9 protein-coding genes and 3 pseudogenes are annotated in these 13,087 nt (G+C 68.4%); 7 read left to right on the forward strand and 5 right to left on the reverse strand.

Features of this window, described 5'->3' with window-relative positions; all coding sequences use genetic code 11:
* Positions 1 to 87 precede the first annotated feature (87 nt).
* The 4 genes and pseudogenes from GA615_RS26755 to GA615_RS26770 form a co-directional block, all read right to left on the reverse strand.
* The gene (locus GA615_RS26755; protein WP_152054416.1) at positions 88 to 915 is read right to left on the reverse strand and encodes an ISAs1 family transposase; all 828 of its coding nucleotides are present in this window, start codon (positions 913 to 915) and stop codon (positions 88 to 90) included.
* A 341-nt stretch (positions 916 to 1,256) separates the two neighbouring features.
* A pseudogene (locus tag GA615_RS26760) lies at positions 1,257 to 1,746 on the reverse strand (transposase); the annotation flags it as partial.
* 100 nt (positions 1,747 to 1,846) lie between these two features.
* Positions 1,847 to 2,020, reverse strand: a pseudogene (locus tag GA615_RS26765) (integrase core domain-containing protein); the annotation flags it as partial.
* Positions 2,021 to 2,060: 40 nt separating this feature from the next.
* Positions 2,061 to 3,185, reverse strand: a complete 1,125-nt coding sequence (locus GA615_RS26770; RefSeq protein WP_201750343.1) for a TIGR03032 family protein — start codon at positions 3,183 to 3,185, stop codon at positions 2,061 to 2,063.
* A gap of 229 nt (positions 3,186 to 3,414) precedes the next feature.
* Here GA615_RS26770 and GA615_RS26775 point away from each other — a divergent pair, with 229 nt between their 5' ends.
* From GA615_RS26775 to GA615_RS26785, 3 genes are all read left to right on the forward strand, one after another.
* Complete coding sequence (locus tag GA615_RS26775) at positions 3,415 to 8,310, forward strand: beta strand repeat-containing protein (RefSeq protein WP_161602590.1); 4,896 nt, start codon at positions 3,415 to 3,417, stop codon at positions 8,308 to 8,310.
* A 103-nt stretch (positions 8,311 to 8,413) separates the two neighbouring features.
* The gene (locus GA615_RS26780; RefSeq protein WP_152054420.1) at positions 8,414 to 8,659 is read left to right on the forward strand and encodes a hypothetical protein; all 246 of its coding nucleotides are present in this window, start codon (positions 8,414 to 8,416) and stop codon (positions 8,657 to 8,659) included.
* A 10-nt stretch (positions 8,660 to 8,669) separates the two neighbouring features.
* Positions 8,670 to 9,413 (forward strand): WD40 repeat domain-containing protein, encoded by a 744-nt coding sequence (locus GA615_RS26785; protein WP_161602591.1) that lies wholly within the window; start codon positions 8,670 to 8,672, stop codon positions 9,411 to 9,413.
* Positions 9,414 to 9,815: 402 nt separating this feature from the next.
* Here GA615_RS26785 and GA615_RS28535 read toward each other — a convergent pair whose 3' ends face one another.
* The gene (locus GA615_RS28535; RefSeq protein WP_261343978.1) at positions 9,816 to 9,947 is read right to left on the reverse strand and encodes a hypothetical protein; all 132 of its coding nucleotides are present in this window, start codon (positions 9,945 to 9,947) and stop codon (positions 9,816 to 9,818) included.
* Positions 9,948 to 10,431: 484 nt separating this feature from the next.
* On the opposite strand from GA615_RS28535, the gene GA615_RS26790 reads away from it, so the two are divergent.
* The 4 genes and pseudogenes from GA615_RS26790 to GA615_RS26805 all read left to right on the forward strand — a co-directional run.
* Positions 10,432 to 10,932, forward strand: a complete 501-nt coding sequence (locus GA615_RS26790; protein WP_152054422.1) for a DUF6797 domain-containing protein — start codon at positions 10,432 to 10,434, stop codon at positions 10,930 to 10,932.
* Complete coding sequence (locus tag GA615_RS26795; protein WP_201750344.1) at positions 10,929 to 12,092, forward strand: hypothetical protein; 1,164 nt, start codon at positions 10,929 to 10,931, stop codon at positions 12,090 to 12,092. Before GA615_RS26790 ends, GA615_RS26795 begins: the two co-directional genes overlap by 4 nt.
* 81 nt (positions 12,093 to 12,173) lie before the next feature.
* Positions 12,174 to 12,425 (forward strand): annotated as a pseudogene (locus tag GA615_RS28360) (transposase family protein); the annotation flags it as partial.
* Positions 12,426 to 12,433: 8 nt separating this feature from the next.
* Positions 12,434 to 13,087, forward strand: a 654-nt coding sequence (locus tag GA615_RS26805) for an ISAs1 family transposase (protein ID WP_161602593.1), incomplete at its 3' end; no start/stop codon positions are given.

Consider the following 13,087-nt stretch of genomic DNA (forward strand, 5'->3'; position numbering starts at 1 on the left):
GATCTTCCAGTGGCCCCGAACCGCGGCGGCGAACTCCTGGGAGGACAATTGCCGGCTCAGGATGTAATAGCGGCCCTCCAGGCGGGTTCACCCCCGGCAATCGGTTCGCTCCGAGAACGTCACCCCCACGGCACTCAGGTCCTGCCACAGGCCCTCCGGATCGACACCCTCCGGGGCCGGGAAGACGGCAGAGGTGCGGACCTCCCGACGGCCATGCCCCGTCTCCTCGGTCCGATGCTCGTCGATCCGCTCGGCATCCTGCTCCAGGGCCGCGTCGATCGCCTCGCGGACCCGCTCCTGCAGCGTCGGCTGGTTCTGCTTGACGGCCAGCACGTAGTCGCCGTCGCGTCCTCGAATCGTCGCGGCGATCTCCTTCTGGCAGCCCATCGCGTCGATCGTCACGATCGCCCCGCAGAGGTCGAGCACCTCCAGCAACGCGGGGATCGCCGTGATCTCGTTGGACTTCTCGTCGACGACAACCTGCCCGAGCGAGAGCGTGTTCTCGGTCGCCCAGGCCGAGACCATGTAGATCGCCACCTTGCCGTCCCGCCGGTCGGAGGAGCCCTGCAAGGTCTTGCCGTCGATGGCGACGAACCGCCCGGTGGTGACCTCCTGCACGGCCTGCATCCAACTCAACAGGGCCTTCTCGAAGGCCGCCGGGTCGAGCCGGGCCAGCACGCGGCGGAGGGTGTCCTCGGAGGGGATGCCGCTGTCGAGGTCGAGGAAGCGGGCCAGCCAGGACCGGCGATCGATGCCGAACTCGTGGATGGCGGCGAAGGAATTGGCCCCGGAGAGGACGCCGCAGACGGCGATGAAGGCGATGTTGATCAGCGGATGCTTGCGGGTCCGCTCGACCCGGGGGTCGGTCAGGTTCCGGAAGTGGTCGTGCAAGGTGGTGGGTTGGTCGCTGGGCATGATCGAGTCGAGTCGCGGGAGGTCGGTGGGGTGAGCCGTGTGAGGACCTCCCGTTGTACGCCCGCGACGCTCGCCCAGGCTACCTCAGATCGCCTGCTTGATGCGGCGGCCCTGGTCAGGTGGGCCTTGTAGCCGACCCACACCGTCGACCGCTTCTTGCCATACCGGGCCTCGGTGTCATGCGGCGAGTTGATCGATACCGCGGACGGCGGGACGCCGTCCCCCTCGGTCCGCCAGCGTATCCCTCTGGCTTCCTCGACGCAGAAGTGCTGGACCCAGACCCGGCGCAATGTCTCGACGGCCGGCGACCGCGCCACCCGCGACGGGGCCCCGGGGCCGTAGGCGGTTGCAAGCAGGGCATGGCCGTCTATGCCGACCTGCCGGGCGAGGGCGCGTCGGCCCTCCTCGGAGGCGGGCAGCCGAGACTCCTCGGGCCGCCGGCCGTAGCGCTCGACCCACTCCCGTCGGGCATGACGGCCGAGCCGTCGACCAGCCGCGCCCGGAACTCGCACAGGACCGAGGTGTCAAAGCCGGAGTCGTCGAGCCCCAGGCTCAGTGCATACTTCCAGTCGATCCGCCCGCGGACCGCGTCGGCAGCCCGTCGGTCGGAGAGGCCCTCGATGAACTGGAAGACCGTCACCAGGGCCAGTCGCCATGGCGTCTCCGCGGGCCGACCGCGGGTGGGGAATAGGGCGGCGAAGTCCTCGTCGCGGAAGACGGTCCCCAACTCGTCGCGAAGGGCCATGTAAGTGTTGCCGTGGGGAAGGCGGCCCGAGCGACACGCGCCGTGTCGTCGGGGACCGGCTCGATGGGCTGAGGGTGCAAGGACATGGGTGAACTCCATTCGAGGGGGCTCCGCTCGAACGAAGAGTAGCAGGGATACCCGTGGACCTGAAGAATTCGCCAGCAGGATCACCGATGCTGCCAGCCTCTATGTTAGTTCCCCGACCGCCCTGGCCATAGACGCCGGGCCGAGGAGCGAAGCTCCGAAGGCCGGCGTCCACGGCACGATCGCCTCGGGCGCGGGCGGGCGGTACCCCAGGCTGCTGTGCGGGCGCACGGTGTTGTACCGCATCCGCCACCGCTCGATCAGGACCTTCGCCTCTTTGTTTCCCTGGGAGCAGAGTACTGTCCGAGACCAGCGATCAGGCGACCGGGACGAAATGGCGAGGGCCCTGGTCCCCGGCCTCGAACCGGATGCGATGGCCGACAGTGGATCGACGGCTGAAGCTCAACGCCTTGGGGCGAACGACGCTCGCCAGGACCGCCACGTCGTAGAGCTCCTCGAGCGGGCCCTCGAATCGCAGCCAGTGGACCACCGAGCCGGACTCCAGGTCGATGACGTGGAGCCCGCACCGGGGCGAGGTCGACCGGGATCGGAGGTTCTGGCCGAGCGGGAGTCCCTCGAAGGAGGGGTCGCGGCGGGGCATCGAGGTGCCGACGACCGCGAACCGGCCGCTGATCGCCAGGCCCCGGGCGAAGCCGGGCAGGAAGCAGACCTCCTCGAATCGGCCGGTGGACGGATCGACGAAGCCGAGGTGGCCGGTCCCGGCCTCCAGAAGCCAGATCTTGCCGCCGATCTGGCGGGGGGAGTGGGGCATCGACAGCCCCCGGCAGATGATCTCGTTCGAGGAGACGTCCATGACGAGGCCGCCGCCGACCCGGTGCTCTCGCCACCCGTCGGCCACGTCGCTGGTGCCGACCATCGTGACGTACTTCGGCCGGCCGTCTTCGAGGGCCAGGCCGTTGAGGTGGCAGCGGTCCTCGGGGACCAGGGCCGAGAGGAAGGGGGGCTTCCAGACCGGCTCGAAGCTGAAGCGGTCCGAGACGGTCGCCAGGCAGCCGAAGCGGGTGGCGACGAAGACGGGGCGGCCGTCGGCGTCGACGGCCAGGTCATGCACGTCGAGGTCGCCGGTGGTATAGCCCACCCGGGGGACGTAGACGCGGTCGAAGCCGTCCTCGACCCTCCCGGGCGGCAGGTCGTTCTCGAAGCGGCGGAGGGCGGTGGCGGTGGCCATCCAGATCGTCTGATCGGTGGCGTGCAGGCCCATCGCCCGGCCGAAGGCGGCGGCCCAGAGGCCCAGCGTTGGCCCGGGCCTGGTCCCGAGCAGGAAGAGCCCGCCGCGCTGGTAGGTCGTCACCGCCAGGCTCAGGCGCTCTCGGGCCAGCCACTCCACGAACCCCCGAGAGGTCAGCATCCGGAATCCGCACCCCGGCCCGGACCCGACGGCCTCGGAACCCGAATCCACGTCGACAATTGCGTTCGCCATGAACGGTCCTCCCCTGGTGCGTCGATCCCGCCGGTTCTGAGGGCATCGAGGCGGACGCATGAGCATTTCCCCGGCGGAAGAACGTGTCCTACAGTGTGATTGAACTGCCCACACTCACCCTACGATGCCGGATCGCCCCGTGCGAACTACCCTCCCCTCGGCGACGTGGCCAAGGGGCGTGGCATCCCGGCTCGCAGTCCCCCGAGACCACGACATGAGACGTAGGCCGATGCGACGCCGCCCGACCGCCCCTCCTCCGAACCGCCCCACCGACCTTCGGAGCCGTGGCCGGATGGCTCGGGACGCTCGCCGGGGGCGACCGACTCTGGAGGCCCTCGAGGCCCGGATTGTCCTGGCCGGAGAGTTCACCGAGGTGTCCGCCGGGCTGCCGGCCGTCGACCTCGGTTCGGTGTCGTGGGGGGACTCCGACAACGACGGCGACCTCGACGCCCTGATCGTCGGGAAGCTCCAGGACAACACGTCGATCAGCCGGATCTACCGCAACGACGGCTCGGGCACCTTCACCGACATCTCCGCCGGCCTGCCGGGGCTCATCCGGGGGGCGGCGGCCTGGGGCGACTACGACGGCGACGGTGACCTCGACATCATCCTCACCGGCCAGAACTCGATGGGTGTGCCGACCAGCCGGATCTACCGCAACGACGGCTCGGGCACCTTCACCGACATCTCCGCCGGCCTCGTTGGCCTGAGGAACTCTGCGGTGGCCTGGGGGGACTCCGACAACGACGGCGACCTCGACCTGCTCATCAGCGGCCGCGACTCGATGAACGTGCCGCAGACCTACCTCTACCGCAACGACGGCGGCACGTTCACGTCGTTCGCCGACAGCCTGCCGGACCTCTGGATCGGGCGCGTGGCCTGGGGCGATTACGACAACGACGGCGACCTCGACATCCTCCTCACCGGCCGCACCTCCACGAGCCAGGTGCTCAGCCGGGTCTACCGCAACGACGGCGAAAACGCCTTCACCGACATTGCCGCCGGCCTGACGGGGCTCCAGGTCTCGGCGGCGGCCTGGGGGGACTACGACAACGACGGCGATCTCGATATCGTCCTCAGCGGCCAGGAATCCTCGGGCACATACTCCGGCCGGGTGTACCGCAACGACGGCTCCGACACCTTCACCGATATCTCCGCCGGCATCCCAGGCCTCTACGCCGGCTCGGCGGCCTGGGGGGACTACGACAACGACGGCGACCTCGACATCCTCCTCACCGGGAAGGAATCCTCGGGCACATACTCCGGCCGGGTGTACCGCAACGACGGCTCGGGCACCTTCACCGACATCAACGCCGGGCTGGAGGGGATCTATCTCGCGTCGGCGGTCTGGGGCGACCATGACGGCGACGGCGACCTCGATATCCTCATGGCCGGCCGGCAAAGTACGGGGGAGGCGACCACCCGGCTCTACCGCAACAACGCCTCGACGGCGAACACCGCCCCGACGGCGCCGACGAACCTGCAGGCGAACGTCAGCGGCACGTCGGCGACGCTGAGCTGGGACGCGAGCACCGACACCCAGACCGCCTCGGCCGGCCTGAGCTACGTGGTGACGATCGGCACGACCAGCGGCGTCGTGGACACGGTCGCGCCGATGTCCGACCGCTCGACCGGCGAGCGGCAGGTCGCCTTCCGGGGCCTGGTCCAGGGGACGAGCTGGACGATCGACGGCCTGACCCTCGGCCAGATGTATTACTGGAGCGTCCAGGCGGTCGACACGGCGCTGGCGGGGGGTGCCTTCGCGGCCGAGCAATCGTTCACCCCGAGCCAGTTCAGCGAGATCGACCCCGGGCTGGTGGGCCTCCGGTACTCGTCGCTGGCGTGGGGCGACTACGACGGCGACGGCGACCTCGACGTGCTCATCACTGGGCGGAACGCCTCGAATGGGCACGAGAGCCACGTCTACCGCAACGACGGCTCCGACACCTTCACCAGCATCAACGCCGGCCTGACGGGAATCTCCAACTCGTCGCTGGCGTGGGGGGACTACGACAACGACGGCGACCTCGACATCCTCATGTCGGGAGGCGGGTCGAGCGGTTTGAGGTTGAGCCGGGTCTACCGGAACGACGGCTCGGATACCTTCACCGACATCTCCGCCGGCCTGCTGGGGCTCGCGTCCTCCGCGGTGGCGTGGGGCGACTACGACAACGACGGCGACCTGGACATCCTCCTCGCCGGCCAGGCCTCCACCGGCACCAGGAACGCCCTCATCTACCGGAATAACGGCGACGACACGTTCACGAACATCAATGCTGGGCTGGACGGCCTCTATCGCGCTGCGGTGGCGTGGGGGGACTACGACAACGACGGCGACCTCGACCTCCTGATGTCCGGCCGCAACAACTCGTTCCAGAACGTGGCCCACATCTACCGGAACGACGGCTCGGACACCTTCACCAACATCAATGCCGGCCTGGTGGGCGCCCAGCGCGCCTCGGTGGCCTGGAGTGATTACGACGGCGACGGCGACCTCGACCTCATCGTCTCCGGGTTCGTCTCGGCCGGCGGGGCGACCAACATCTACCGGAACGACGGCTCGGATACCTTCACCGACATCTCCGCCGGCCTGCCGGGCTTCTACGACTCGTCGGTGTCCTGGGGCGACTACGACAACGACGGCGACCTCGACCTCGCCATCCTCGGGACCGTCTCCGGTGCGATCACGAGCCGCATCTATCGGAACGACGGCTCGGACACCTTCACCGACATCAACGCCCCCTTGCAGATCCTCCGCCAGGGCTCGTTGGCGTGGGGCGACTACGACGGCGACGGCGACCTCGACCTCCTCATGACGGGGAGCGGGAACTCGAACATCCGCTACACGCGCCTCTACCGCAACGACGGCTCGACGGCCAACACCGCCCCGACGGCGCCGACGAACCTCCAGTCGGTGAATAACAACAACGGCACGATCGCCTTCTCCTGGGACGCCGCCACCGATTCCGAGACGGCCGCCGGCGCCCTGAGCTACGTGCTGACCATCGGCAGCACCTCCGGTGGCGTCGACGTCGCCTCGCCGATGGCCGACACGGGCACCGGATTCCGCCGGATCGCCTTCCGGGGGACGATCCAGGGGACGAGCATCACCTTCGACGTCAGCGACCTCGGCCCCGGGACGTACTACTGGAGCGTCCAGGCGGTCGACGCCGCCCTGGCCGGTGGCACCTTCGCCGCCGAGCAGACGTTCCTGATCCCGGATGTCACTCCACCCGAGGTCGCGTCGATCGTCTCGACCTCCCCCTCGCCGACCGGCGCGAGCAGCGTCGAGTACACGGTGACCTTCAGCGAGGCGGTGACGGGAGTCGACGCCTCGGACTTTTCCGTCACCGCCACCGGCACGGCGTCGGGGGTGGTCGCCAGCGTGACGGGGTCGGGGACGACCTACACCGTCACCATCGGCTCGCTGTCGGGCGTGGGCACGATCCGCCTGGACCTGAACGGCTCGGGCACGGGGATCGCCGACCAGGCCGGCAACGCCCTTGCCTCGGGATACACCTCCGGGACGACCCTGACCATCGAGCGAGTCGAGCCGGGGGTCGTGCTGTCGACTTCCGCGGCGAGCCCGACGAATCTGGCCTCGATCCCGTTCGTCGTCATCTTCAGCGAGGAGGTCGTCGGCTTCTCGGCATCGGAGATCCAGGTTGATCACGGCATGGTGGTCGACTTCTCCGGGGTCGGGGCCACCTACACCTTCTCCGTGATCCCGACGGCAGACGGCCCCGTGACCGTGTCGATCAATGCGGCGGCGGCGGCCGATGCGACCGGCAACCCCAGCCTGGCCAGCAATCAGGTCGTGATCGAAAGCGATCGGACGGCCCCGGGCCCCGTGATCTCGTCGCCCGTCTCGGGGCCGACGAACGCGGCATCGGCCGCCGTGACGATCGACTTCGGCGAGCCGGTCATCGGCTTCAGCCTGGCGAGTGTCGAGGTCTCGAACGGCTCGGCCTCCGACCTGTCGTTCGACGGCCGGACGGCGACCTTCCGGGTCGTGCCCGAGGCCGACGGTTTGGTGACCATCCAGCTCGATCCTTCGGGGATTGCCGATTCCGCCGGCAACGCCGCCGGGTCGGCCCAGGCCCTGTCGATCTGGTTCGACTCCACCGCGCCGACCGCGTCCGTCTCCGGTCTCACTCACCCGAGGAAAGGTGTCGAGGCCAGCGTCACCATCGTGTTCAGCGAGCCGGTGATCGGCTTCAACGCCTCGGGCCTGGTGGTGAGCAACTTCAGGATCGTCGGGATCTCCGGTGAGGGGGACACCTATACGGCCCGGCTGATGCCGATCGGCCCGGGGTCGGTGAGCGTCGCCGTCGCGGCCGGTGCGGCGACCGACGCGGGCGGGAACGCCTCGATCGCCTCAGAACCGGTCCGAGCGGTCGTCTCCGACCCGAACAGCCCGGCCCAGTTGTCCGGCGACGGCACGGCAAAGCTGGCCCTGTTCGTCCCGGGATCGGCGACGTTCACCGTCGTCGACGGCTCGGGAGTCGAGCCGTCGACGACCCTCGGGCTGCCCGGCGATGTCCCGGTCCCGGCCGATTACGACGGCGATGGCATCACCGACCTCGCCGTCTACCGGCCAAGCAACGCCGAGTGGTTTATCCAACTCTCGACCGGCGGCGCCTACCGGGTCGCCTTCGGCGCGGCCGGGACGGATCAGCCGGTGCCGGCCGACTACGACGGCGACGGCCGGGCCGACATCGCCACCTTCCGGCCCTCCAGCGATCTGACCCCCGGCGCCGCCGAGTGGTTCATCCAACTCTCGACCGGCGGCGCCTACCGGGTCGCCTTCGGCGCGGCCGGGACGGATCAGCCGGTGCCGGCCGACTACGACGGCGACGGCCGGGCCGACATCGCCACCTTCCGGCCCTCGGAAGGGCTCTGGGCGCTCCGCACATCGGGAGGCGGCGACCAGACCATCCGCCTGCAGCTTCCTCCAGTCCGGGCGATCCCCAACACCCTGCCGATCGCACTCCGGAACGACCTCGCGATCAACGACCTACTCGATTCGGCCTCGAACGCCGCGACAGCGCGTCGCCTGGCCAGGCTCCACGCCCTCGTCGACCAGTTCCTCGACGGGATTGGCCCCGTTGCTGACGACGGATGACCTTCTCCCGCCACGCCACCCGGCCGTCGCGGCGGCACTGACTCATTGCCCGAGTCTGATCCGCGGCGGAGCCCGGGAACTGCACGTCGGAGATCTCGGATCAATGCTGCTGGACGACCTGAGCGACTTCCCCGCCATCGACACGGGCAGCGCGGCGGGCACCTACCTGATCCGCACGTTCAGCGACCGCGACTTCACCGAACAGCAGGTGATGGCCCTCCGGGCCGAGTTGGATGGCAACCTCCGCCTCGTCACCTGCTTCGCCGGCGAGGCCGTCGGCGTCTTCGAGCAGGTCGAGCACCTATCCCGGATAATTCATCTCCTGCCGCGCACTGTCTCTCCGCATTGATGAGTCAAGCTTGAGCCGATCCCCCTGTGCGCTGAGGACGGACCTGCCCCCTCCCCGGGGCGGTGATAACGGCGTTGGTGGTATTATGAGGGAAGACGAGGGGCGGGGCGGCTATCCCATACAGGAGACCCATCACCGCCCGGCTGACCTGCAGGAACTGATCCAGGTGCGGCCAGCTCCCCGACAGCCGCATCACCACCCGCCGCGTCCGCGTGATCTCTTCCGCCGCCACCTTGATCCACCGCGTCCGCCACGTGCAGGCGAACCCACCGCCCAGCGGGTCCCGTTTCCGTCGCCGGTTGAAGAAGCGCTTGCGACCCGGCTCGTCCAACGCCTCGGCGGGGTCCGCGACCTTGCCTTCAGCCCCTCGGGCGACCGGCTCGCCTGCGCCGGCCTGCTGAACGCGACCAACCCGCTGGGTGCGGTCAATGATCCGGCCGTGGTGCTTTACGACGGGCTCCGAGGCGAGCAGATCGGCCTGCTGAAGGCCCAGGGGGGGTTGAAGGGGGTCGCCTGGGGAGTCCGGTTCCACCCTGACGGATTCCTCGCCGTCGCCGTGGGAGGCTCCGGCGGCGGACACCTGTTGTTCTATCGTCCCGATCAGCCCGACGAGGAGTTTCACCGCTTCTCGCTGCCGAACACGGCCCGCGAGCTCGACCTGCATCCGGACGGTCTGCACCTGGCCACCGCCCACCACGACGGCAAACTCCGGCTCTCCCGAATGCAACCGCACGCGCAACCCGAGGCCTCCTGACCACGTCTCACCCCTCAGGGTTCGGCTGAACGATCCGGCGCCGCATTCGACCCCCGAGAGGATCCCGGATCGCCTTGTGTGGTGTCCGGGCCAAACCGGGTGGTGACTGCTGGGGAAACACTCGGAGTCGCTGGCGGGGCTAAGGACCAACCAAGCGATTCCTCCGATCGACTTGCTCCCTCTCTGGATCCGGAAGCTCGGGTGAGAAGCTGGTGGAGATCCGCGAGGAGTCTCCCCGAGCGTCCGCCGTTTCCGATCAATCTCGAGGGCCCAGGTTCCGGGAGGCGACAGCCCATTCCTGGGGACACTCACGTCACTCTGCCTGTCCGGAACCGGATCGTGCTCGGTTGCTTCCGAGGAACGGGAGGCGGAGCGGCATTCCCGGAGGTAGAGTGGCACCCATCACGATCCGACGACTCGGACCGGATCAATAGCCTCGTACCCGTTGCCCGTGATGACGAGCATTTGGCCCGTCGAGTGTTCCCAGCCGGGGTCCGCGATGGTCTGCTTCAGAACGACTGCCTGGGGTGTCACCTGTCTCTCCGTCCTCCTCGCGGCACCCCCACAGACCGCGATGGCCCAGCCGGTGATTCTGGAGACGGAACTGCTCCGCGAGGGGCCGCTCGCGCTCGTGGAGGAGGCCCGATTGCAGGGCGATCCGATTGCAGGGCGATCCGATCCGGGGCGCGGCCCTGTGTGCTCAGCCGCAGCTGGCTTGCGTCCTCTGCCACTCCTGTGGTGGGCCGGACGGCGCGTCGCCACTGGGGCCTGACCTGGCCCGACCGGCGCCGGGAACGACCGCGGCCGATGTCGTCCGATCGCTGCTCGACCCTTCGGAGACGATCCGGGAGGGCTTTGAGACGGTGACGATCGCCCGGATCAACGGGGAGGTCCTCACCGGCCTGATGGGGGAGGAACGCGAGGAGCCCTCGTCCTCCGAGGCGCGACCCAGGGCGGTGGTGAGCTGGTCATCCCGAAGGCGGAGATCGAAGAGCGGGCGACCTCCCGGAACTCGATCATGCCCACCGGCCTGGTCAACCTGATGGCCGATCGCCAGCAGTTCCTCGACCTGGCCTCGTATCTGATCGAGGCGGCCGAGTTCGGCCCGGCTCGCGCCCGATCCTTGCGACCGGACCCCTCGGTCATCAACCCTCCCCTGCCGGCCTACGAGGCCGACCTCGATCACGCCGGCCTGATCGCCGCCCTCGACGACGACGCCTTCCGCCGCGGAGCGCTCCTGTATGCGAGGAACTGTGCGAGCTGCCACGGGACCCGCGAACAGCCGGGATCGATGCCGACCTCCCTGCAGTTCGCCGAGGGCCAGTTCCGCAACGGCAAAGCCTACGGCCCCTTGTCCCGATCCTGGGGTCGCTACCGGGGGCGATACGACGCGGGAGATCGGACCATCCTCTCATACACGGTCGGCAACGCCGAGGTGCTGGAAAGCACCAGCCTCTCCGACACGACCGACCGGTCTTCCTCCGGTCGATCGAGATCGGCCCGAGAGACACCCCGATGACCCTCCGTTTGCTCCGACTGCCCGACAAGGAGTCCGAAGTCGGCATGTTCGGGAAGGGTTCCGTAGTCGTGTTCGAAGACCCCTCGGACGATGATCGACCGGCTCGAGTCGTCGGTCTGCTGGGAATGGCTCGCGGGACGCACTGGGCGACGGAAGGCGGACACCTGCTGCTGCGCGTCCCGGCGGGGGAGGATCGCCTTCGGTTCACGGTCTGGATTACCCGCCTTGAGCGCGGGGCCGCCCCCGAGATGCTCGCGGCGACGGTGTCGGAGAAGGCCAGGCCGCTTGACCTGACCGCGATGACGACCGAGGTCGGCCCACCACGCTGGGAGGAGGAATCGATCGTCGGCCTCGAATCCGGTTCGGAGGACGGGCCGTTCGCCGTGGACACCCTGCCGGTCCCGTCCGAGAACCCGTGGCGCGTGCAGCTCCGTCTCAGCGGGCTCGACTTCCTGCCTGGCGGCGATGCGATGGCCGCCTGCACCTGGGACGGCGACGTCTGGCGGGTCTCCGGGCTCGACCGGGCCGACGGGCAACTGACCTGGCGTCGGATCACCAGCGGCCTGTTCCAGCCGCTCGGATTGAAAGTGGTCGACGGGGCGATCTTCGTCGGCTGCCGGGACCAGATCGCGATCCTTCGAGACCTCAATGGAAACGGCGAAACCGACTTTTATGAATGCTTCAACAGCGACCACCAGGTCATCGAGCACTTCCATGAGTTTGCGATGGGGCTGCAAACCGACGAGGACGGGAACTTTCTCTACGCGAAGGGGGCCCGCCACGCTCAGACGGCGATTCTTCCCCACCACGGAACCTTGCTGCGGGTCAGCCGGGATGGTTCGACGACGGAGATCCTTGTGACCGGCTTCCGCGCACCCAACGGGGTCTGTGTGAACCCGGACGGCACGTTCTTCGAGACGGACCAGGAAGGGCACTGGGTCCCCAAGAACCGGATCAACTGGGTCCGACCCGATGGCCGGTTCTTCGGCAATCTTTGGGGATTTACCGATGTGACCGACCCCTCCGATGAGTCTCAGGAGGAGCCGTTGTGTTGGATCACCAATCTGTTCGATCGCTCTCCCGCCGAACCGCTGTGGATCGAGAGCCGCGCCTGGGGAGGTCTGGATGGGCAGGGTCGGAGTATCATGAGAAGCCGCTGATCCGTCGCCGAAAGGTGGTGTATGGCTCCCGGTTGTGGTAATCCTCCTCGTCCCGAACGAGCCCCGAGGAGGAGCCCCATGATGGCCGAACAGGACACATCCCTCATCTTCAACTTCGCCGAGTTGACCGATCCCCGCATCGACCGCACCAATCTCCACGACCTGCTCGACATCGTGGCTATCGCCATCTGTGCCGTGACCGCAGGGGCCGAGACCTGGGATGACATCGAGGACTTCGGCCACGCCAAGCACGCCTGGTTGAAGACCTTCCTGACGCTGACCAACGGCATCCCGTCGCACGATACCACCCGCCGCCTCTTCGAGCGGCTCGACCCCGATGAATCCAGCGATGCTTCCTCGGCTGGGTCGAGGCCCTTCACGAGACGACCGGACGGCATGTCGTCGCCATCGACGGCAAGCGCCTGCGTCGCTCGTTCGATCGGGCCAGGGGCAAGTCCGCCCTGCACCTGGTCCACGCCTGGGCCACGGCCAACCACCTCCTGCTGGGCCAGGTCGCCGTGGACGAGAAGTCCAACGAGATCACGGTCATCCCCAAGTTGCTGAAGATGCTGGAGCTCTCCGGGGCGATCGTCACCATCGACGCCATGAGCTGCCAGAAGGAGATCGCCCGCACCATCCGGGAGGAGAGGGCCGATGACGTCCTGGCGCTGAAGGACAACCACGAGCACTTCTTCGGGCAGGTCGTGGCGTTCTTCGACCGGGCTTGCGCCCACGGGAGGGAGGAGCAAGGCATCCGCTACCACCGGGAGTGGGAGGATGGGCATGGCCGGGACGAGTGCCGCCGGTGCTGGGTCACTTCGGACCTCGACTGGCTGGGAGGCCGGGAAGAGTGGGCCGACCTACGCAGTGTCGTGCTCATCGAGAGCGAGCGGTTCATTGGGGATACGCTGGCCGTGGAGCAGCGGTACGACCTCAGCAGCCTCCCGGCGGATGCCAAGCTGCTCAACGAGTCGATCCGCAGCCATTGGGCCGTG

The organism is Tautonia marina (assembly GCF_009177065.1).
Lineage (GTDB): Bacteria > Planctomycetota > Planctomycetia > Isosphaerales > Isosphaeraceae > Tautonia > Tautonia marina.

What these genes read in the sequence shown, in the direction of transcription:
- GA615_RS26755 (WP_152054416.1), bottom strand. Translation starts at nt 915, where the DNA reads ATGCCCAGCGACCAACCCACCACCTTGCACGACCACTTCCGGAACCTG.
- GA615_RS26770 (WP_201750343.1), bottom strand. Translation starts at nt 3,185, where the DNA reads ATGGCGAACGCAATTGTCGACGTGGATTCGGGTTCCGAGGCCGTCGGG.
- GA615_RS26775 (WP_161602590.1), top strand. Translation starts at nt 3,415, where the DNA reads ATGCGACGCCGCCCGACCGCCCCTCCTCCGAACCGCCCCACCGACCTT.
- GA615_RS26780 (WP_152054420.1), top strand. Translation starts at nt 8,414, where the DNA reads ATGCTGCTGGACGACCTGAGCGACTTCCCCGCCATCGACACGGGCAGC.
- GA615_RS26790 (WP_152054422.1), top strand. Translation starts at nt 10,432, where the DNA reads ATGCCCACCGGCCTGGTCAACCTGATGGCCGATCGCCAGCAGTTCCTC.
- GA615_RS26795 (WP_201750344.1), top strand. Translation starts at nt 10,929, where the DNA reads ATGACCCTCCGTTTGCTCCGACTGCCCGACAAGGAGTCCGAAGTCGGC.